We start from the raw sequence: 19893 nt of genomic DNA on the forward strand, positions 1-19893 counted from the left end.
CAAGCCGCCGGGGGAGACGTACGCAAGGAAGGATGAGTTTACAGAAAGGGCAGTAAACACCATGCTTCAGATCAAGTTTTCTTCCGCTACGCTGCCAGCCGGTGGCGCTCTGGCCATTTTGGTGCCGGAAGGGGAAAAGCGCTCTGCCATTTTTCAGGAAGCCGATAAAGCCACCAATGGCGCGCTAACCCGTGCAGCCAAAGCGGATGATTTTACAGGCAAAGAAGGCACCGCCTGCGTTGTTCTGGCGCCATCTGCTGCGTTTGAGCGCGTGGTGCTGATTGGCATTGGCAAGCCGGAAGCGGTAGATGCCTGGGCCGCAGAAAAGGCTGGGGGTGCAGCGGCATCTCACCTTGGCCGGGATGAGCAGGCCACGCTGGCAGTGGGTGATCTGTCTGGCGTGCTGGCCGCACACGCTGCACAGGGTGCTGTGCTGGGGGCTTACCACTTTGGGCTGTATCATGGCGCACCAGATGCCAGCAAAAACCATCGGCTTGCCGTGCTTTCTGTTCTGACAGACCACGCAGATGCTGCAAATGAAGCATGGCCCTCTCTTTCTGCCGTAGCCCGTGGTGTGGTGCTGACGCGTGATCTGGTAACCGAACCTGCAAACGTGTTGAATCCGGTAGAATTTGCAGAGCGCGCCACCACATTGAAAAGCTTGGGGCTGGAAGTGGAAGTGCTGGACCGCGCAGCCATGGAAAAGCTGGGCTTTGGTGCGCTGCTGGGTGTGGCACAGGGCAGTGCGAACGAACCGCGCACCGTTATCCTGCGCTGGAATGGTGCCGCCAACAAGGATGAAGCCCCGCTGGCCTTTATTGGCAAGGGTGTAACGTTTGATTCCGGCGGTATTTCCATCAAACCTGCCGCTGGCATGGAAGACATGAAGTGGGATATGGCAGGTGCCGCTACGGTAACCGGCCTGCTGACGGCACTGGCCGGGCGTAAAGCCAAGGTGAACGCTGTTGGTGTTGTGGGGCTGGTAGAAAACATGGTGTCCGGCACCGCCCAGCGCCCGGGCGATGTGGTGCGCAGTGCTTCTGGCCAGACCATTGAAGTGCTGAACACCGATGCCGAAGGCCGCTTGGTGCTGGCAGATATTCTTTGGTATGCGCGTGAACGTTTTGCACCACAGATTATGGTGGATCTGGCAACGCTTACCGGGGCCATTATTGTCAGCCTTGGGCATGAATATGCGGGCCTGTTCTCCAATAATGATCAGCTTGCAGCGGGCCTTGCAGATGCTGGCGCATTTGCGGGTGAAAAGCTGTGGCGTATGCCCATGGGCAAGGAATATGATGTCCAGCTAAAATCCGATATCGCGGATATGAAGAACATCAGCGGTGGCCGTGCCGGTGGTTCCATTACCGCAGCGCAGTTCCTGAAACGCTTTGTGGGTGAAACAGCTTGGGCGCATCTGGATATTGCCGGTGTGGCTTGGGCATCTAAGGCGCAGAATGGTCAGCCCAAAGGGGCTACGGGCTTTGGTGTGCGTCTGCTCGATCGCTTTGTACGTGATGGCTACGAATACGAACCAAAAGACTGAACCCGCTGTAATATAAAGCAGTTGGCATGATACCAAAGGCTGGAAGGGCGTTACGGTGAACTTACCGGGCGCGTTTCCAGCCTTTTTCTTCCTGCCGCCAATAAGCCAGTTCATGCCCGGCGGCTTTGGTGGCACTCCAGCGGGTGCGCGCGGCGGCTACGGCTTCCTCATCATGCCCGTCAAACAGGTCAAACACCCGTTCAAAATTCGCCAGATCGGGAAAGCTGCGGTTTTCCAGCAAAAAGAGAAAGCGTGCGGCATTGGGGGCATCTTCCCCCATACTCAGCCAGATAGGTTGCAAATCCGGGCAGGCAATACCTTCGCGCCCATGTGGCAGCCATGTTGGGGTTGTAACCTTCCACAAGGTTTTATCCAGATCATCCAGCATGGGTTTGCTGGCGCACCACACAGCGGCTTTTTGCCCGCTGGCCAGTGTGCGGGCCAGCAGTTTGGGCAGTGCCTCGGTCACGCTTGTGCGCGTAAGGTGGTAAAAACCAATCTGTGTCATACGTGTTAGTATATCCAGCCTTACCTGCGGGCAGAAGGCTGATTGAGCGCGTTTAGAAAATTAACAGGCAGATAAGCCGCCTGTTTTGCAAAGGAGAACCGGCGCAATGGCAAACACAGTAACGCTGGCCGATGGTACTGTTCTACCCGCTTTAGGGGTAGGCACATGGAATATGGGTGAAGAGCCCGCCCGTTGGCCAGAGGAAGTGGAAAGCCTGCGCTATGCCGTGCTGAACGGTGTGCAGGTAGTGGATACAGCCGAAATGTACGGCAATGGCCGCTCCGAAAGTGTGGTGGGTGAGGCCATCTATCCCTACCGCAAAAAGGTTTTTCTGGTTACCAAAGTATTGCCCTCAAACGCATCTAGCCAAGGTGTGGCGGAAAGTTGCCGGAAATCTTTGCGCCGTTTGGGAACAGATTGGATAGACCTGTACCTTCTGCACTGGCGGGGCGGTGTGCCGTTGGGCGAAACGATAGACGCATTCAAGAAGCTGCAAAAAGAAGGCTTGATTCGCCATTGGGGTGTTTCAAACTTTGATACGGATGATGTGTATGAACTGGATGGCTGTTCCCGCATTGGGGAATGTGTTGCCAACCAGGTGCTTTACAATCTGGAACATCGCGGCGTGGAATATGATCTGCTGAAAACGGATTATCGGCGCAAGATTGTTACCATGGCGTATTCCCCCATCGGGCAGGGGCAGGAACTGCTTAAAAGCCCGGTTCTGGCAGATATTGCCAGCAGGCACAGCACGGTACTTGGCCCGGCTACACCGGCACAAATTGCGTTGGCATGGGTGTTACGCCAGAACAACGTACTGGCTATTCCCAAAGCTGCCTCGCACGAGCACATGAAGCAGAATCTAGCTGCGCGAGATCTTGAATTAACAGAGCAGGATCTGGCGCAGTTGGATGCTGCGTTTCCGCCGCCTACCAAAAAAACACCACTGGATATGATCTAAAAAGCCGGAGCGTGGGGGCTATTTGCCCCCGTTGCCGTCCTCCCATTTAGGGCGGCGGCCAATGTGGATGGTAAGGGTTATGGGCTGGTTATTACGTAATACGTTTAACTGTGCATCCAGCCCCGGCTTGGCAGAAGCCACGGCGCGTATCATGGCGCGTGCGGTTTCTACGTGCTCATTGTTCATGCCCACAATGATATCGCCTTTTTTCAGCCCACCCTTGGCTGCGGGGCCGTTGCGATCCACTTCTGTAACCTGCGTGCCATTATGGGTCATAATATCTTCCAGCGTGGCGCCCAGCCAGCCGCGTTCAATATGCCCGGCTTGCCGCAGTGTTTCCACAATGGGGATAACAATTTCGGAGGGGATGGAAAACCCAAGCCCTACAGATCCGCCTGTGGGGGAAACAATGGCGGTGTTGAGCGCCACCACTTGCCCGGCAAGGTTAAACGTGGGGCCGCCAGAATTGCCGGGGTTTATGGGGGCATCCAGTTGCAGAAAATCATCAAACGGGCTGGTGCCAATATCGCGCCCACGGGCTGAAACAATACCAGCGGTAACAGATGAGCCCAAGCCAAACGGGTTGCCCGCAGCCATAATCCAATCTCCCACCTGCACCTGTCTGCTATCACCCCATGTGACATAGGGTAGAGGCTGTGGGGAGCTGATTTTGATAACGGCAATATCCGTTAGGTTATCTATGCCTGCCAGCGTGGCGGTAAATTCCTTACCACTCGCAAGGGCAACGGTAATTTTATCTGCATCTTCCACCACGTGGCCATTCGTCACAATGGTGCCTTCGGGGTCTATAATAAAGCCTGAACCTGCTCCAAGTAGTTCATCCTGATGGCGGCGCATGCGTTCGCGGTAGCGCTTTTCCAGTGGGGTGCCTTTCACGGTGGATGGCAGCTTGTGTTTGGCGCTGGTATCTGAATCTCGCGTAACGGAAATATTAACAACAGCGGGCACAACCTTGCGCACCAAAGGCGCAAAGCTGATAGGGCCGCCAGAAACAAGCGGTACAGCGGGCTCAAATGTCGGGAGTGTTGCAGCCTGTGCTGAGTAATGCGCGCCTGTTTCCTGAAGGGAAAAGCAGGCTACGGCCAGTGCAGGCAGGTTCCGTAGAAGCATCTTCATGGAAATGGCAATAAAGCTCCAGACATTACAAACTTGTGGCCCGGATTATCTGCTTTATGCAACCGGCTATACGTGTTTGCCCTTGATCTGGTACGTTTTTATGGTGGTAGGGTGTTGTTTCCGCCACGCCCACATCTTCTAGCTGCGTTTGGCGCGTGGCCGCGCTGGGGCCAAAGCGGGATTTTCTGGCCATTCGTGCTTGGGGTAACGCCCGCGCATATCGCGCCGCATATCTGCCCATCCCCCTTGCCAAAAGCCCGCCAGATCCGCCGTAATGGCCTGAGGCCGCCCTGCAGGAGAAAGTAACGCCAGCCGCAACGGCACGCGCCCCCCAGCTAATTTGGGCGTTTGTGCCGTGCCATAAAAGGTTTGGGCACGGGCCGAGGCCACAGGCACGGGCTGCGTATAATCTACCTCTGCCACACCGCCGGGGAAGGGCAGGGTGGTTGGCAGTTCCTTATCCAACCAGTTTGTGCGGGCGTACCCCAAATAAGTGCGGAGCAGGTTGAGTATATTCAATTCCCGTAATGCGGTGATGGATGTGCAGCCTTCAACATATGGGGTCAGCCATTCATCCATACAGCAAGCAAGGGCTGTGGAGGAAAAATCTGGCCAGCCTTCTTCCATACCGGCGCCATCGGGCAAGGTGCGGGCCAGTTCTACCCGCGCCTGAAGCTGCCGTACGGCATCTGACCAGTTGAGTGTAGTTTCTGGTGCTTCCTTGGCCTGAGCCAGCAGGAGCGGGCCTGCATCTTCCGGTTTTACTTTTTCTGTGCGGTCTCGCAGCACAAGGCAGCCAATACGGGTGCGCCTGCGGGCCATGATATTGCCCGATACAGGGTCCAGCGTGGTTTCAACCTGTTCACGCGTGCGCTCCAGCAGGGCTGGGGGCAGGGCGTTGCTTTCCAATGGGGCCGCCATGCGTATTTCGGCAGCAGTGCACAGGTGCAGGCCTGCTACAGCCAGTAGCTTGTGTTTTGCCAGTCCGTCATCTCGGCGCAGGCGGGCATTGCTGCCATTGGCCATGCGGTAACTGCCCATATCCCCCCGGCACAAGGCAACCCGATCAGGAAAGCCAGCGGCCAGAAGGGCTGCGGCATCCCCCGCTGCCGGGTGGCGGGGCTTTAGCCCCATACGGGTGCGAAAACGTGCGGCAGCCTGCCGAATACGGGCCAAAGCGCCACGGTCTGCCTGCGGGTTGTTATCTTCCCCTGCAATCAGATCCAGCCGGAGGGTAATATCTGCGGGTGGAATAGGTGGCGGGCCACCACGCCCGGCAGCGCGTGGGCGCAGGGGGTCACGCTCTTCCAGCAGGGCTGCTAGGTCTGCTGCCAGTGCGGCTTCCTCTGCCGTGCGGGCTGCCAGCATCATGGCGGCAAGGCGTGGGTGCGTGCCCAAATCGGCCATGTTGCGGCCAAGTTTTGTAATCTTGCCGATATCATCCAGCGCACCCAGCAAAATCAGCAATTCCTTTGCGGCGGCTACCGCGCTGCCGGGTGGCTGATCTGGCAGCGGAAGCGGCGTATCGGCGGAGCCCACCGTATCTGCCCATAAGGCGGTTGCCAGCACAAAATCAGACAGATCAGCTTCCAGAATTTCTGGCCTGTCATGCTGGGGCAAAGCGCGTTCCGTGTGGGCAGACCATAGGCAGTAGGCCACACCCGGCGCTTCTCGCCCCGCACGGCCAGCGCGTTGCCGCGCGGCTGCCTTGGAAATACGCACCGTATCCAGCCGGGAAAGCCCGGCCCCGGCATCAAACCGTGGCACACGTCGGAAGCCGCAATCCACCACAACGCGTACGCCGGGCACGGTAAGGGATGTTTCGGCAATGGAAGTGGCCAGAATAACCCGCCGTTCGCCCTCATTTCCGGGGCGCAGCACGCGGGCCTGTTCTGCTGGGTGGAGTTCACCATGCAGGGGCAGCACCGTGGCGGGTACGGTTTCTAAAAGTTGCATGACCCGGCGGATTTCTCCCGTGCCAGGCAGAAAGGTAAGGATATCACCTTCTGTTTCAGCCAAGGCCTGCCGCACACCTGTTGCCGTGGCGGTGGCAATATCGCGCAGGCTGGGGATATCGTGCTTGGCATGGTGGACAGTAAGCGGAAACATCCGCCCTTCGCTTGTTAGCACAGGGGCATTCATCAGCGCGGCAAGGCGTTCTGTTTCCGCTGTGGCAGACATGGCCACAAGCCGCAGATCAGGCCGCAAAGTGCGTTGTAGATCCAGACAGAAAGCCAGCGCCAGATCCGCATCCAATGAGCGTTCGTGCACTTCGTCCAGAATAACGCAGGCTACGCCTTCCAGCATGGGGGCACCCAGCAGACGGCGCAGGAACAGGCCTTCTGTCAGCACCTCAATACGGGTGCGGTCTGAAACAGCAGAATCTAAGCGGGTGCGGAACCCAACAAAACCGCCAACATCTTCCCCCATCAGCGATGCAATGCGTTGGGCGGCGGCGCGGGCTGCCAGCCTGCGCGGCTCTAGCATGATGATTTTATCAGACGGTGCGCGCCATGCTGCTGCTGCCAACACGGGTGGAACAGATGTGGTTTTACCCGCCCCCGGAGGCGCTACTAAAATGGCTGATGCCGGATGGTCTGCTGTGGGGTTTTGAGCCAGTGCCGCGCAGAGTTCTGGCAGTACATCCTGCACAGGCAGGCCCTGCGCAATGGAAAACGGGTTCAGGCTAGGGGCAGAAGCAGTCATGCCATGCTTTATGGCGGCCCCACCGCCGCAGTGCAATATTACGTGGCGGTGGGGGCTATATGCGCCAGAATTTAAGGCGCTTTGCTGAGGAAACAGCCTTATTGAGGCTGAGATGGCAGCTTGAGATAGCCCGCTTTGGGAGACGTGGCCTTTGTAGAAGATGAACTGGAGGACGAATCATCATCCTCACCCGCCGGGAAAATGGCGTTGGGTTCACTGTCCTGCACTTTGGTGGCTGCGGCAGGCTTGGTTTCCGTTGTGCTGGTGGAAGAAGGCATTGTGGCATCTGTGGAAGGCGCAACAATAGGCGCGTTTTCCGGCACCGTTACGGGGGATGTCGCCTGCCCGGTTTTAGCCGCAGAAACGGGAGACAGCGCTTCTTGCGTAGCACCAGCACTTGTAGCACCAGCAGCAGCCCCTGTGGTGGCATCTGTTGTGCCAGTATCTGAACCAGACGTAAGGGGCTGGGCCTGAATGGCGCCATCTACCGGCATACCTCCGGCATCCACCAGCCATTTACCCAAGGAGCGATGTACCTGTGTATCCAATTCGGTATTGATGCTGTCCATCATCCCTTTGGTTACGTTGTACAGGTTGGCTTGGCTTTCCGTATCCTCTGTGGGGTCTGGGTGCAGGCTCTGGGTGGCGTGGGCTTCTGTATGCGCGGTTTTGCTGCCATCGGGGTTAAGGATATCCAGATGCACATCTATCTGCCCCTGTAGCGTGCCGCCGGGTTCGTGCAGGATAGAAGCCCGATCAATTACAAACTGAGCGGAATTGGCGCTGGTAATGCCCCCTTTGGCGGCCAGCCTGTCCTGCACCATTTGGCGCAGGGCCTGCACGGGCGGGGTGGGGGATTTATAGCCGATATCGCCCGCAACCGGGTGGGTTGCAGTGTTATCCACCAATGTCAGGGTATTTACGTTGAGGTTGATCTGGCTGAGGTTATCATAGCGCAGCGGTGCAAACTGCGTAGGCTGCTTCTGATCCGCGCAGCCTGCCAGCAGGGCAGGAAACAGCAGCGCGGCTGTTAGGCCAGAAAGGCGCATGCGGGAAAACAGCATCATGGCGCAAAACCTCTTGTAAACTTTATCCGACATTCTCAAAAATGCCTGCCTTTTGGCAAAGACCTTATACCAGCAGCGCCTTAAGATATTGCGCTTATGGCCCTGCTGGCAAACTTTGATGCTTTTTACTGCGTCTGCGTGGCAATATTTTTGCGCGCAAAGCGGAAATCTACATTACAGAATTCGCATGTCATCACGATGTTCCCGTCATCTTGGCACATGTGGTCCAGATCATCTTGAGGGAAGGTTTCCAGCACATTGGCCAACCGTGCGCGGGAGCAGCGGCACCCAAAGGCCAAAGCCCGTGGTTGGCTGACATGCAGGTCTTCTTCATGGAAAAGCCGGTGCAAAAGCTGCAATGTTGGCAGGCTATCGTCCAGCAGTTCCTTGGTGGAAAGCGTGTCTGCCAGAATGGTGGCTGTTTCCCAGCTTGCCCCTGCGGCTTCATCTTCCACCACGTGGCTGCCGCCTTCGCCCGCAATGCGTTCCAGTATCAGGCTGCCTGCGCGCCAGCCTGCATCGGTCATCTGGCAGGCCAGCATAATCCAACAGGCGTGCTGTTCACTGCTGGCAAAGTAATGCATGGCCATTGCAGACAGGTCATCCCCCGCAATTTCCACAATACCCTGATGGCGGTCCATCTCTGGCCCTTGGTCCACCGTAAGGGCCATATAACCATCGCCCAGCAGTTCGCGGTCTGTGGGTTTGGGTGTTTCGGCCAGCAGGGTTTCCAGCGCTTCATCATCCGTGCGGGCGTAAAAGCGCAGGGCACCAGTGTTGGTGCAGTCTGCCACCAGCATGGAAACAGGGCCATCGCCCTTTATCTGGAGCGAAAAAGACCCTTGAAACTTCAGTGCCGAAGCCAAAGCCGCCACCAGTGCCAACGCCTTGCCAGCAAGGCGGGTAACGGGGGCTGGGTGATCATGCCGTGTGAGCAGCGTATCCGCCAGCACGCCCAAACGCACCAGCCGACCACGCACGGGCCGACCAGCCAGATAAAAAGGTGTTACACCACCGGGCACCACCAAATCGGGCACATCTGGGCGATCACGGTCAAGAAAAGCAGGTTTTTCCATGGGAATTTAAGTTTGTCCTGAGTCCATCAAGAATACGGGAATATCAAGAACATGCGCCTGATGCGTGCGGACTCGGAGGGTGCTTTTCAGGCGGACAAAAAGGAAAAAGCGAAAAGCAGGGGGTTACGCCCCTGCGGAAATATCCAGTTCCAGCTTTTCCAGCTTCTGTTCAAGGGCGCGGCCGGTTTCTGAATCCATGTTCAAGCCTTCCTTGAGCGCAAGCAGCAAACCCTTGCGGCAGGCATCGTGCTCGCTATCCAGATCTTCCGTGCGGCCACAGCCAGCCAGACAATCCAGATAAGAGTTACGGAACGATGCCAGCTTTTCTGCCGGAAACGGCAACGTAGCCAGAATAGCGTCCAGACTGCTTTCCACCCAACCGGGGGTGGCGGGTGTATCTTCGGTAGATGTCATGGAAACTGTTCTGTCTGTGCCGCTCATGTGCTTATTCCTTGCCGAAAGAGGTCCAGTTTGTGCCGCCCATTGTCCATGCCAGCACGCCTTTCTGGGCATGAAGGCGGTTTTCTGCCTCATCAAACACCACAGAATGCGGGCCTTCAAACACGTCCTTGGTCACTTCCTCTCCTATATGGGCAGGCAGGCAGTGCATGAACAGGGCTTCTGGCGCAGCAAGGGCCATTAAATCTGCATTTACGCGGTAGGGTTCCAGCTTGCTCATGCGGCTGGCGGCTTCCTTGGGTGAATCAGACATGCTGATCCATGTATCCGTCACCACGCAATCTGCGCCTTTTACGGCAGCTTTGGGGTCTATCGTCCATTCCACATCACCGCCTTCGGCACGGGCCCAGTCCAGCACATCCTGCGGGGGCTTCATGTCTGCGGGGGTGGCGGCACGCAGGGCAAAGCCAAAACGCACGGCCCCTTCAATAAGGGAAACCAGCACGTTGTTGCCATCCCCCGTCCACGCAAAGGTGCGCCCACGCACAGGGCCGCGGTGTTCCTCAAATGTCATGATATCGGCGAGAATCTGCACCGGATGAGAATGAGGTGTAAGACCATTGATAACAGGCACTGTGCTCCATTGTGCCAGTTCGTGCAGGGTTTTTGTATTGCCCGTGCGCAGCATAATGGCATCTACAAAGCGGGAGAGCACACGGGCCGTATCGGCAATGCTTTCACCCCGGCCAATCTGCATTTCCTGCGGGCTGAGCACCACGGCATCGCCCCCAAGCTGGCGAATACCCACTTCGAAAGAAACACGCGTGCGGGTGGAAGGCTTGGAAAGGATAAGCCCCAACTGCCGCCCGGCCAGCGGCTGGCGTGGGTGCAGCGGAAACCGACGCTTCTGCTGCATGCGCTTCATGCTGGCGGCTACATCCAGAATCTGGCGCAATGTGGCGGCATCCAGATCTTTCAGATCCAGAAAATGGCGTGGCGTAGCCAAAGAGGCAGAAGGCAGGGCAGTGGTCATATTGGCGGCGCTCACGCTGTTGGCTCCAGAACTGTTTTGTTGTTATGATTTTTTCTGATGGTGCTGACAGCCTGCGCCAGCAGAGCCACAGCTTGGCGGCATTCTTCTTCGGAAACAGTAAGTGGTGGCACCACGCGCAGCACGTTATCGCCCGCCGTAACACACAAAAGGCCCGCATCCTGCGCGGCACCCTGCACATCGCCCACTGCGGGCACGCAGCGCAGGCCAATCAGCAGGCCAAGGCCACGGCGCTGGGCAAAAATATCTGGTGCATCTGCCACAAGGCTATCCAGCAGCTCATCCAGCAGGGCCGCGCGGGCGCAAACCTGATCCAAAAATCCGGGGGCCAGAATAACATCCAACACAGCGTTGCCAGCCGCACAGGCCAGCGGGTTGCCGCCAAATGTGGTGCCATGTGTGCCCGGTGTCATGGCCTTGGCAATGGTTTCCGTGGTAAGGATAGCCCCAATGGGGAAGCCCCCACCCAAACCTTTGGCTGTGCTGATAATATCCGGCTTAATGCCTGCCCATTCATGCGCAAACAGACGGCCTGTGCGGCCCACGCCACACTGCACTTCATCCAGCACCAGCAGCACGCCGGTTTCATTGCACAATGCGCGCAGGGCTTGCAGATATTCCGGGCTGGCCACTTTGATACCGCTTTCACCCTGAATAGGCTCCAGCATCACGGCTGCGGTATTGGGGGTAATGGCGGCTTTTACGGCTTCGATATCGTTAAACGGAACGTGCAGAAAGCCTTTTACAGGCTCACCAAAGCCTTCCAGATATTTGGGGTTGCCTGTGGCGGACAGCATAGCCAGCGTGCGGCCATGAAAAGCCCCATCCATGCAGATAATATCTGTGCGTTCGGGGTGGCCTGCCATCATTTGGGCGCGGCGAGCCATCTTCACCATGCCTTCGTTGGCTTCTGCGCCGGAATTGCAGAAGAACACGCTATCGGCAAAGGAATGTTCCACCAGCCTGCGGGCCAGTTTTTCCGCTTGCGGAATCTGGAACAGGTTGGAAACGTGCATCACCTTTGCGGCCTGTGTGCTAATGGCTTCCACCATCTTGGGGTGTGCGTGGCCGATAGAGCACGTGGCAATACCCGCAGCAAAGTCCAGGAATCGTCGCCCGTCCGACGTTTGCAGCCAGGAGCCTTCTCCCCGCTCAAAGGCGAGATCAGCGCGCTTGTATGTCGGCATCAGGGCAGAAATCATGGAATCTGGTCTTTGTGTTGGCGGTTGTTGAACCTGCAAGGTGAGAAGTGGAATGCAGAACGAAAAACGCCCGCTGCCTTGATATAAGGTGAGCGGGCGGCCCGTATTGCGGGCGTATCATGGCCTTTTGTGCAGATTAAAGTCAAATATTCTGTGTGAAAAAATTCTGCATACGCAACATGCGCGGCATGGCCCGTTGCGTATTTTCCTACACGCAAGGAGTGGGTAAGAAAGAGGGATGATGCATTCTGGTTCTTTTTCATCTGCCCACACATCATCGGGGTTTCCGCAGCTTGATCGTCGCGTGTTGCGAGAGGCCGCGTTGGCGCATCTGGCACGGTTTGGCACCACGCGCCACGGGTTGGAACAAGTGCTTTTGCGCCGCATTGCGCGGTGGGAGAAACAGGCCCTTAAAGCCGGGGCAGATACGGAAGAAGTGGCCGAAGCCGTGCAGGCGCTGCGCCCCGTGGTGGCTGAAATATCAGAAGAAATGGTGCGCCTTGGCGCTGTGGACGATGCCAGTTTTGCCACATCCCGCGCGCGCAGGTTGGTGCGGTCTGGCCGATCTGGCCGTGCGGTGCAGGCGCATCTGGCCGCGCGCGGCGTGGAGGCTGATCTGCGCGATGCCGCCTTGCAGGATGCGGTGGAAGGGTTTTCTCCTGCGCAAAGGGAGTTATGTGCGGCGCTGGTTCTGGCCCGCAAGCGCAGGATGGGGCCATTTGCCACGCCTTATGTTGCGGATGATGAGGTGGAGAGTGAGCAGGCTCTTGCCCGCAGGCACAAGGCGCTGGGTGTGCTGGCCCGCGCGGGCTATGCGCGGGATGTGGCGGAACAGGTTTTGGATATGTCTCCCGCAGAAGCGGAGGACTGGATGCAACGTTTGAGGGCCGAATCGTGAAGCGTAGCCTTGTTCTTATTCTGCCTTTAGTACTTGCTGCCTGTGCGGGTGGGCGTGGAAGTTGGAATGGATCTGTGCAGTGCGCGCCCTATGCGCGGGAACACTCCGCCATAAACCTGCGGGGTGCTGCGGCAAGTTGGTGGGGGGAAGCGCAGGGGCAATATAGCCGCACGTCCTCGCCCCGCGCCGGGGATGTTCTGGTGTTTCGGTCTACTGGCAGGCTGCCGTCAGGCCATGTTTCTGTTGTGAAACAAGTGCGGAATTCACGCCTGGTGTTGGTGGATCATGCCAATTGGGAGCCGGGGCAAGTCACGCGCCATGCTCCTGTTGTTGATGTTTCCCCTAATAATAACTGGACACGTGTGCGCGTGTGGTGGAGCCCCATTCATGCCATGGGCAAAACGGTTTATCCGGTTTATGGCTTTATTGAACCAACGGGCACGGGTGGCAGTTAGCACCCAATAGGCGGGTAGGCCGCGTAAGGAAAAACTTGCAAGAAAGTGTTTCCGCCATCATGTACAAACTAAGGATGTGCAGCACACGCTCATTTTGGGCGCGTAATGCAAGTGTAGGGGACTGGTTTGATGGGTAGCTTGAGTATCTGGCACTGGCTGATCGTGCTTGTAGTTGTGCTTGTTGTTTTTGGCGGTGGCGGCAAGATCAGCTCGCTGATGGGCGATATGGCCAAGGGCATCAAATCCTTCAAGAAGCACATGGCGGATGATGAACCGATGGATGATGGCACGGCACGCCCCGGCAACGGGCATATTGCCCCACCTCCTGCATCTTCCACAGTGGAGCAGCGCACGGCTGCACCAGCGGATAAATCTGTCCAGCCGTAAGGCGCTGGCAGTTTAAGACGGGCAGATAACGCCATGGATCAAACCGTTACGGATTTTGCCCGTGCCGTGCAGGATATTCTGCTTGCCGGACAGCGTATGGATCAGCGCGGGTGGGTGCCTGCAACGGCAGGTAATATCAGCCGCAGGCTGGCGGATGGCCGCATAGCCATTACGCGCTCAGGTTGCCACAAAGGCTTTTTGCAAGCGGCAGACGTAATTACTGTGGATATGCAGGGCAAACCGCATAGCCCGGAAAATCGGCCCAGTGCGGAAACGCTGCTGCATTGCCAGATTTACCGCCACTTCCCCCATGTGGGCGCAGTGCTGCACGGGCATTCCGTGGCCTCCACTGTTCTGTCTATGGAGGAAGAAACAGCCGCACTTACACTGGCGGACTACGAAGTTCTGAAAGTGTTTGAAGGGCAGACCACGCACGAAACATCCGTGCAGGTGCCCTTGTTTGAGAACGATCAGGACATTGCGCGGCTGGCGGAAGTTGTGGAACCGTTTTTTGGTAGGGGTATGCCTGCGGGCTACATTATCCGAGGCCACGGTGTGTATGTGTGGGGCAAGGATATGCCCACCGCCCTTGCGCGGTTGGAGGGGCTGGAGTTCCTGCTGGCCTGCGCGCTTGAGCGAAGGAAGCTGCACGTATGAGTTCCCTGACAATTTACAAAGATACCACCCCCGAGCACCCCGTGCTGCAAACGCAGGACCCGGCAGAAATGGCGCACGTTCTGGCCCCGCTAGGCGTGCGGTTTGAGCGTTGGGAAGGCCCACAGATTCCCCCAAGGGATGCGGACGAACAGGCCGTGCTGGATGTGTATGGCCCATTTCTGGACAAGCTGATGGGTGAAACCGGCGCAGGCTCTGCTGATGTGCTGCGGGTTAGCCCTTCTACGCCTAATAGAGAGGCCTTGCGGGACAAGTTCTTGTCCGAACATACGCATAGTGAAGATGAAATCCGCTTTTTTGTGCATGGTAGCGGGCACTTCATCCTGCACATTGCTGGCTATGTTTACGATGTGGAATGCACGCAGACCGATCTGATTTCTGTGCCTGAAGGCACAAAGCACTGGTTTGATGCCGGGCCAGAGCCAGATATGGTCACGCTGCGTATTTTCACACACAAGGAAGGCTGGGTAGCCCGCTATACAGGCACCGATATTGCCCGGCAGTTTCCATCTTACGAAAACTGATTGAGGGCATAATGGCCGATACCCGGATTCCTCCGCGCGTGGTGCTGCTGGATATTGAAGGCACCACCCTGCCTGTGGCTTTTGTGCATAAAGTGCTGTTTCCCTACGCGCGCAAACACCTGCCCGCATTGCTGGAACAGCACGAAAACCCAGTGGTGCAGGAAGCATTGGCACAGATTGCCCAAGAAGCCCCCGGCGTGCCCCCGCTGGAGCAGCTTGAACGCTGGATGGCGCAAGATGCCAAAGTTGCCCCACTTAAAAGCCTGCAAGGCCTGTGCTGGCAGCAGGGTTATGAAAAAGGGGAGCTGGAAGCCCAGCTTTACTCGGATGTTGAGCCTACCTTAAAGGCATGGAAAGCCGCAGGCCTTACGCTTGCAGTGTATTCCTCTGGCTCCGAAGCCGCGCAGAAGCTGATTTATGGCTATACCGAGCAGGGGAACCTGACCTCGCTTTTCAGCGCGTTTTTTGATCTGCGCGTTGGTGGTAAGAAAAGCGCACAAAGTTATCGCCATATTCTGGAACAAAGTGGCTGGCAGGGGCAGGATGTGCTGTTTCTGTCCGATGTGGTGGCAGAATTGGATGCAGCAGCCCAAGCTGGTTTGCATGTATGCCAGATTGCCCGCCCGGAAGATGGTACGGTGGCAGGTACCACCCACCCTGTAGCGCAATCTCTGCCGCAGGCGGGGCAGATGTTCGGCCTGCCGGAAGGAGCATAAAAGTGCTGAAAGCACAGTTGCACACAAACTGGCGGGATATTCCGCCAGAAGCGCACGGCTGTGCGGCAGCACTTGGCAATTTTGATGGTGTGCATCTGGGCCACGCCCATCTGGTTCATTCCACCCACGCGGCCCGGCCAGATCTGCCCTTGGCGGTGGTAACGTTTGAACCCCACCCGCGAGAACTCTTTCGCCCGCAGGATCCACCATTCCGCCTGAGCTTGCCGGATGAGCGCTTTGCCGCCCTACAGGCGTTAGGTGTGCAGCATGTATTCCAGATCGGGTTTGATGAAGCATTTTCCCGCATGACGGCGGAGCGGTTTGTAGAAGACGTGCTGCACGATGCCCTGTGCCTGCGCCACGTTGCTTGTGGGCCAGATTTTGCATTCGGGTATCGCCGTGGGGGCGATGTTACGTTCTTGGCCGAACGCACGGGCGAGCTAGGCATGGGCTTTACATCCGTGCCCGCATTGGCAGATGCCGCCGGGCCGTATTCCTCCACCCGTATCCGGCGGCTGTTGCAGGAAGGATACCCCGAACGTGCTACGGAAGAGCTTGGTCGTCCGTGGTTTATTCGTGGCCAAGTGCAGCATGGTGATAAGCGCGGGCGTTTGCTGGGCTTCCCGACAGCCAACATCCCGCTTGGGCGGCATTTAGAGCCTGCACGTGGGGTTTACGCCGTAACGGTGCGCCTGCCCGGCGGCTATACGCGGCCCGGCGTGGCCAATATTGGCCGCAGGCCCACCATTAACGATGGGCAGGAAAGCCGCGTAGAAGTGAACCTGTTTGACTTTGACGGTGATCTATACGGCCAAACGCTTTCTGTGGCGTTGCACAAAATGTTGCGGCCAGAACAGCGTTTTGCCGGGCTGGATGAACTCAAAGCCCAGATTGCGCAGGATGCGCAGCAGGCACGCATGGTTCTGAACGCCGAACTGGCAGGCATATAACCCTCTATAAAAGCGCAGGCAGATGGGGCAGAATATATTTTGCGGCTGCAATGTGGCCGTTCATGCTTGACCCTGCGCTTGTCCTTTTTGATAAGAGCCTGAATGCAAGATGGTTTGACCAGCATATGCGGGGCCAGACCATGAACCCGAACTGAAGTGACATCGCCCGCTCATGACCACATCCAGCAGCGACCAGGACACCCAATCCCCCGCCGATCTGTATCGTGATACGGTGTTCCTGCCCCGTACCTCTTTCCCCATGCGCGGAGGCCTGCCAAAGCAGGAACCTCAGTGGCTGAAAAAGTGGGCAGAAACCGGGCTGGATGCGCGGCTGAAACAGCAGGCGGAAGGGCGGCCTGCCTTTACGTTGCATGATGGCCCCCCATACGCCAATGGTCACCTGCACATTGGCCATGCCATGAACAAGATCAACAAGGATGTGATCAATCGTGCGCATCGCATGTCCGGTTATGGCGTGCGCTATGTGCCGGGGTGGGATTGCCACGGCCTTCCGATTGAATGGAAGGTGGAAGAAAAATACCGCAAGGCAAAGAAAGACAAGGATTCCGTGCCTGTGCTGGAATTCCGTGCTGAATGCCGGGCTTATGCGGGTGAGTGGCTGAATATCCAGATGCAGGAGTTCCAGCGGCTTGGTGTGCAGGCGGAATGGCAGAACCGCTATGCCACCATGGATTTCTCATCCGAAGCAGCCATTGTAAATGAAATTGGCAAGTTCCTGCTTAACGGGCGGCTGTATCGTGGCCTGCGCCCCGTTATGTGGAGCCCGGTTGAAAAAACCGCTCTGGCCGAAGCCGAAATTGAATATCACGATCACACATCCACTACCATTCTGGTGGCCTTTCCGGTTGTAAGAGACCCCACGCCAGCCCATGCGCTGGAGGATGTGTCTGTTGTGATCTGGACCACCACCCCGTGGACCATCCCCGGTAACCGCGCTTTGGCGTATGGGCCAGAAATTACCTACGTGGTGCTGCGGGTGGATGAAACGGGTGAGGGCGCATTGCTTGAACCCGGCGCAAAGGTGCTGGTGGCCGAAGCGTTGGTGGAGGCCTTCTGCCAGGAAGCCCACGTTACCGCGCACCATATTCTCTACACCCTGCCGGGTAGCGCGCTGAAGGGGGCTGTATGCGCCCATCCGCTGCGTGGCGCCGGGTATGATTTTGATGTGCCCATGTTGCCGGGTGAATTTGTCACCACCGAGGCTGGTACTGGCCTTGTGCACATGGCGCCTTCTCATGGTGAGGATGATTTCCAGCTTTGCCGCATGTACGGCGTGGAAGTGCCGGAAGTTGTGCAGGCCGATGGCACATATGCTCCGTGGGTGGCAGGCTTTGCAGGCACGCACGTGTTCAAGGCAGCCGATGTTGTGTGCTCCACGCTGGAAGCGGTGATGGAACATGCCAACGCCAACGGCACAGCTCCGGCTGGCTTGGTGGGGCGTGGTGAGATTGTGCATTCCTATCCGCATTCATGGCGTTCCCGCGCTCCGGTTATCTACCGTGCCACGCCGCAGTGGTTCATCCGCATGGATGGTGAAGATTCGCTGCGTGAAAAAGCCCTTAAGGCGCTGGAAGATGTTACATTCGTGCCTGCACAGGCACGCAACCGCTTAACATCCATGATCCGCACCCGGCCAGATTGGTGCATTAGCCGCCAGCGCGCATGGGGCGTGCCTATTGCCGTGTTTGTTGAAAAACGCACTGGCGAAGTGCTGCGCGATGCCGATGTAATGCAGCGCGTGGTAGCGGCCTTTCAGGAAGAAGGGGCAGATGCCTGGTATAGTTCTGAACCTGCACGCTTCCTCGGCCCGGATCGGAACCCGGATGACTACGATCAGGTGTTCGATATTGTGGATGTGTGGTTTGAAAGTGGCTCCACCCACGCCTTCGTGCTGGGCCATCCGGGATTGAACTTTCCTGCTGATCTGTATCTGGAAGGCTCAGACCAGCATCGTGGCTGGTTCCAGTCCTCCCTGCTGGAAAGTGTCGGCACGCGCGGGGTTTCACCTTACAAAGCAGTCGTTACCAACGGTTTTGTTCTGGATGAACAAGGCCGCAAAATGTCCAAATCCCTCGGCAACGTGATTGCCCCGCAGGATGTGAATGACAGCTTGGGTGCAGATGTGCTGCGCCTGTGGGTGGTAAACTCCGATACCAATGATGATTTGCGCATTGGCAAGGAAATTCTCAAACAGCAGGGTGAACTTTACCGCCGCCTGCGCAACACGTTGCGTTGGCTGCTGGGTGCGCTGGATGGCTACACAGAAGCAGAAGCCGTGCCTTATGCTGAACTACCAGAGCTGGAACGCTGGGTGCTGCATCGCCTAACAGAACTGGGCGGCCTGATTGCGCGCGCGGTGGAAACGCATGAATGGGTGGGTGTGTATCCGGCCCTGCATGGGTTCTGCACCACGGATCTGTCTGCTTTCTACTTTGATATCCGTAAGGATGCGCTGTATTGCGATGCGCCTTCCGACCCCACACGCCGCGCAGCCCGCACAGTGCTGGATATCCTGCACCGGTGCTTAACAACATGGTTGGCCCCCGTGCTGGTGTTTACGGCGGAAGAAGCATGGACATCCCGCTTTGGGCCAGACCAGAGCGTGCATGAACAGGCATTTCCTGAACTACCAGCAGAATGGAATGACCCGGCATTGGATGAACGCTGGGCGCGTATCCGTTCCGTGCGGCGTATCATCACCACGGAAATTGAAGGTGCCCGGCGCGAAGGCATTATTGGCTCTTCCCTTCAGGCGCAGGTTGAACTGACGTTTTCTGAGGAAGAAGCTGCACTGTTTGCTGGTGTAAACTGGAGCGAACTGGCTATTGTCTCCCACGTGGATGTGGTGGTGGATCCCACGTCTTCCTCCATTTACGTGGAAGGAGATGAAGGCGGTACGCTGCATGGTGCCCCGGTTGTGCAGGTTGCGGACGGTGAAAAATGCGTGCGCTGCTGGAAGGTCCTGCCAGAAACCGGCACGCGGGATGATTACGCAGGCTTGTGCCTGCGCTGCGCCGATGTGGTGGAAGAACAGGGCGGCCCACGCGCAGGGCAGGAGGGCGCGTGAGTTCTCGCCCCTTCATGCTGCGTCCGGCAGGCCTTGGCCTGCTGATGCTGATGCTTACTCTTTCAGCAGATCAGCTTAGTAAATACTGGATTCTGTACGGGCTGGATCTGCCCGCACGGGGTTCTGTTAAAGTGCTGCCGTTCCTTAACTTCACTATGGTATGGAACCACGCCGTTACTTTTGGCATGTTTGGCGGCCTTGGCGGGGCAGGGCGGATTGTATTTTCCGCCATTGCGCTGGCCGTGGCCTGCGGCCTGCTGGTATGGATTTTTCGCACCCACAGCAAACTAACCGCTGCATGCGTTGGGGCCATTACAGGCGGGGCCATTGGCAACGTTATGGACCGTGTGCGCTATGGGGCCGTGGTGGATTTTCTGCATGCCCACGCTTTTGGGTGGTCATGGTATGTATTCAACGTGGCAGATTCCGCTATAGTATGCGCCGTATGTATGCTGCTGGTGCAGAATTTTCTGGCAGGCGGGCAGCAACAAGACAACGTAAAAACCGGGTAACCCCCAAAGGGCTGGGTGTTTTTTCAGGATGAGTG

19 protein-coding genes are annotated in these 19893 nt (G+C 57.4%); 11 read left to right on the forward strand and 8 right to left on the reverse strand.

Features of this window, described 5'->3' with window-relative positions:
• Nucleotides 1-61: 61 nt before the first annotated feature.
• Nucleotides 62-1546 (forward strand): leucyl aminopeptidase, encoded by a 1485-nt coding sequence (locus WG31_RS04100; protein WP_035354254.1) that lies wholly within the window; start codon nucleotides 62-64, stop codon nucleotides 1544-1546.
• 61 nt (nucleotides 1547-1607) lie between these two features.
• Here the strand turns inward: WG31_RS04100 and WG31_RS04105 are convergent, their stop codons facing one another.
• Nucleotides 1608-2054, reverse strand: coding sequence for a DNA polymerase III subunit chi (locus WG31_RS04105; RefSeq protein ID WP_063353719.1), 447 nt, complete (start codon nucleotides 2052-2054; stop codon nucleotides 1608-1610).
• A gap of 106 nt (nucleotides 2055-2160) precedes the next feature.
• On the opposite strand from WG31_RS04105, the gene WG31_RS04110 reads away from it, so the two are divergent.
• Nucleotides 2161-3015 (forward strand): aldo/keto reductase, encoded by an 855-nt coding sequence (locus tag WG31_RS04110; protein WP_063353720.1) that lies wholly within the window; start codon nucleotides 2161-2163, stop codon nucleotides 3013-3015.
• Between the two features lie 18 nt (nucleotides 3016-3033).
• Here the strand turns inward: WG31_RS04110 and WG31_RS04115 are convergent, their stop codons facing one another.
• The 7 genes from WG31_RS04115 to WG31_RS04145 all read right to left on the reverse strand — a co-directional run bounded on the left by WG31_RS04115 (nucleotide 3034) and on the right by WG31_RS04145 (nucleotide 11653).
• Nucleotides 3034-4152 (reverse strand): S1C family serine protease, encoded by a 1119-nt coding sequence (locus WG31_RS04115; RefSeq protein WP_063353721.1) that lies wholly within the window; start codon nucleotides 4150-4152, stop codon nucleotides 3034-3036.
• A 138-nt stretch (nucleotides 4153-4290) separates the two neighbouring features.
• Nucleotides 4291-6858 (reverse strand): ATP-dependent helicase HrpB, encoded by a 2568-nt coding sequence (hrpB, locus tag WG31_RS04120; protein WP_063353722.1) that lies wholly within the window; start codon nucleotides 6856-6858, stop codon nucleotides 4291-4293.
• 98 nt (nucleotides 6859-6956) lie between these two features.
• Entirely contained in the window at nucleotides 6957-7958 is a 1002-nt protein-coding gene (locus WG31_RS04125) for a hypothetical protein (RefSeq protein WP_245191557.1), read from the reverse strand.
• Nucleotides 7959-8050: 92 nt separating this feature from the next.
• A complete protein-coding gene (gene hslO, locus WG31_RS04130) occupies nucleotides 8051-9001 on the reverse strand; it encodes an Hsp33 family molecular chaperone HslO (protein ID WP_063353724.1) in 951 nt (316 codons plus the stop codon).
• A gap of 123 nt (nucleotides 9002-9124) precedes the next feature.
• Nucleotides 9125-9442 carry a hypothetical protein gene (locus WG31_RS04135; protein ID WP_006116271.1) on the reverse strand — a complete coding sequence of 106 codons (318 nt, stop codon included), beginning with the start codon at nucleotides 9440-9442 and terminating at the stop codon, nucleotides 9125-9127.
• Nucleotides 9443-9446: 4 nt separating this feature from the next.
• A complete protein-coding gene (argF, locus tag WG31_RS04140) occupies nucleotides 9447-10433 on the reverse strand; it encodes an ornithine carbamoyltransferase (RefSeq protein WP_035354251.1) in 987 nt (328 codons plus the stop codon).
• A gap of 11 nt (nucleotides 10434-10444) precedes the next feature.
• Nucleotides 10445-11653, reverse strand: a complete 1209-nt coding sequence (locus tag WG31_RS04145; RefSeq protein WP_063353725.1) for an aspartate aminotransferase family protein — start codon at nucleotides 11651-11653, stop codon at nucleotides 10445-10447.
• 238 nt (nucleotides 11654-11891) lie between these two features.
• Here WG31_RS04145 and WG31_RS04155 point away from each other — a divergent pair, with 238 nt between their 5' ends.
• The 9 genes from WG31_RS04155 to lspA all read left to right on the forward strand — a co-directional run bounded on the left by WG31_RS04155 (nucleotide 11892) and on the right by lspA (nucleotide 19858).
• The gene (locus WG31_RS04155) at nucleotides 11892-12551 is read left to right on the forward strand and encodes a RecX family transcriptional regulator (RefSeq protein WP_063353727.1); all 660 of its coding nucleotides are present in this window, start codon (nucleotides 11892-11894) and stop codon (nucleotides 12549-12551) included.
• Nucleotides 12548-13006, forward strand: a complete 459-nt coding sequence (locus tag WG31_RS04160; RefSeq protein WP_063353728.1) for a CHAP domain-containing protein — start codon at nucleotides 12548-12550, stop codon at nucleotides 13004-13006. The genes WG31_RS04155 and WG31_RS04160 overlap by 4 nt, the downstream gene beginning before the upstream one ends.
• 129 nt (nucleotides 13007-13135) lie before the next feature.
• On the forward strand, nucleotides 13136-13393 hold the full coding sequence (locus WG31_RS04165) for a twin-arginine translocase TatA/TatE family subunit (protein WP_004448930.1): 258 nt from the start codon (nucleotides 13136-13138) through the stop codon (nucleotides 13391-13393).
• Between the two features lie 33 nt (nucleotides 13394-13426).
• Nucleotides 13427-14050: a methylthioribulose 1-phosphate dehydratase gene (locus WG31_RS04170; protein ID WP_063353729.1), complete on the forward strand. Its 624-nt coding sequence runs from the start codon at nucleotides 13427-13429 to the stop codon at nucleotides 14048-14050.
• The gene (locus WG31_RS04175) at nucleotides 14047-14592 is read left to right on the forward strand and encodes a 1,2-dihydroxy-3-keto-5-methylthiopentene dioxygenase (RefSeq protein WP_063353730.1); all 546 of its coding nucleotides are present in this window, start codon (nucleotides 14047-14049) and stop codon (nucleotides 14590-14592) included. The genes WG31_RS04170 and WG31_RS04175 overlap by 4 nt, the downstream gene beginning before the upstream one ends.
• Before the next feature lie 11 nt (nucleotides 14593-14603).
• Nucleotides 14604-15308 (forward strand): acireductone synthase, encoded by a 705-nt coding sequence (mtnC, locus tag WG31_RS04180; protein ID WP_063353731.1) that lies wholly within the window; start codon nucleotides 14604-14606, stop codon nucleotides 15306-15308.
• A 2-nt stretch (nucleotides 15309-15310) separates the two neighbouring features.
• Nucleotides 15311-16258 carry a bifunctional riboflavin kinase/FAD synthetase gene (locus WG31_RS04185; protein ID WP_006116263.1) on the forward strand — a complete coding sequence of 316 codons (948 nt, stop codon included), beginning with the start codon at nucleotides 15311-15313 and terminating at the stop codon, nucleotides 16256-16258.
• A 172-nt stretch (nucleotides 16259-16430) separates the two neighbouring features.
• A complete protein-coding gene (gene ileS, locus WG31_RS04190) occupies nucleotides 16431-19346 on the forward strand; it encodes an isoleucine--tRNA ligase (RefSeq protein ID WP_063353732.1) in 2916 nt (971 codons plus the stop codon).
• Complete coding sequence (lspA, locus tag WG31_RS04195) at nucleotides 19343-19858, forward strand: signal peptidase II (RefSeq protein WP_082823127.1); 516 nt, start codon at nucleotides 19343-19345, stop codon at nucleotides 19856-19858. Before ileS ends, lspA begins: the two co-directional genes overlap by 4 nt.
• Nucleotides 19859-19893 lie beyond the last annotated feature (35 nt).

Origin of the sequence: Acetobacter oryzifermentans (assembly GCF_001628715.1) — a bacterium.
GTDB classification, from domain to species: domain Bacteria; phylum Pseudomonadota; class Alphaproteobacteria; order Acetobacterales; family Acetobacteraceae; genus Acetobacter; species Acetobacter oryzifermentans.

Coding starts and splice junctions, on each gene's coding strand:
- WG31_RS04100 (WP_035354254.1), top strand. CDS start 62: ATGCTTCAGATCAAGTTTTCTTCCGCTACGCTGCCAGCCGGTGGCGCT.
- WG31_RS04105 (WP_063353719.1), bottom strand. CDS start 2,054: ATGACACAGATTGGTTTTTACCACCTTACGCGCACAAGCGTGACCGAG.
- WG31_RS04110 (WP_063353720.1), top strand. CDS start 2,161: ATGGCAAACACAGTAACGCTGGCCGATGGTACTGTTCTACCCGCTTTA.
- WG31_RS04115 (WP_063353721.1), bottom strand. CDS start 4,152: ATGAAGATGCTTCTACGGAACCTGCCTGCACTGGCCGTAGCCTGCTTT.
- hrpB (WP_063353722.1), bottom strand. CDS start 6,858: ATGACTGCTTCTGCCCCTAGCCTGAACCCGTTTTCCATTGCGCAGGGC.
- WG31_RS04125 (WP_245191557.1), bottom strand. CDS start 7,958: ATGTCGGATAAAGTTTACAAGAGGTTTTGCGCCATGATGCTGTTTTCC.
- hslO (WP_063353724.1), bottom strand. CDS start 9,001: ATGGAAAAACCTGCTTTTCTTGACCGTGATCGCCCAGATGTGCCCGAT.
- WG31_RS04135 (WP_006116271.1), bottom strand. CDS start 9,442: ATGAGCGGCACAGACAGAACAGTTTCCATGACATCTACCGAAGATACA.
- argF (WP_035354251.1), bottom strand. CDS start 10,433: ATGACCACTGCCCTGCCTTCTGCCTCTTTGGCTACGCCACGCCATTTT.
- WG31_RS04145 (WP_063353725.1), bottom strand. CDS start 11,653: ATGATTTCTGCCCTGATGCCGACATACAAGCGCGCTGATCTCGCCTTT.
- WG31_RS04155 (WP_063353727.1), top strand. CDS start 11,892: ATGATGCATTCTGGTTCTTTTTCATCTGCCCACACATCATCGGGGTTT.
- WG31_RS04165 (WP_004448930.1), top strand. CDS start 13,136: ATGGGTAGCTTGAGTATCTGGCACTGGCTGATCGTGCTTGTAGTTGTG.
- WG31_RS04170 (WP_063353729.1), top strand. CDS start 13,427: ATGGATCAAACCGTTACGGATTTTGCCCGTGCCGTGCAGGATATTCTG.
- WG31_RS04175 (WP_063353730.1), top strand. CDS start 14,047: ATGAGTTCCCTGACAATTTACAAAGATACCACCCCCGAGCACCCCGTG.
- mtnC (WP_063353731.1), top strand. CDS start 14,604: ATGGCCGATACCCGGATTCCTCCGCGCGTGGTGCTGCTGGATATTGAA.
- ileS (WP_063353732.1), top strand. CDS start 16,431: ATGACCACATCCAGCAGCGACCAGGACACCCAATCCCCCGCCGATCTG.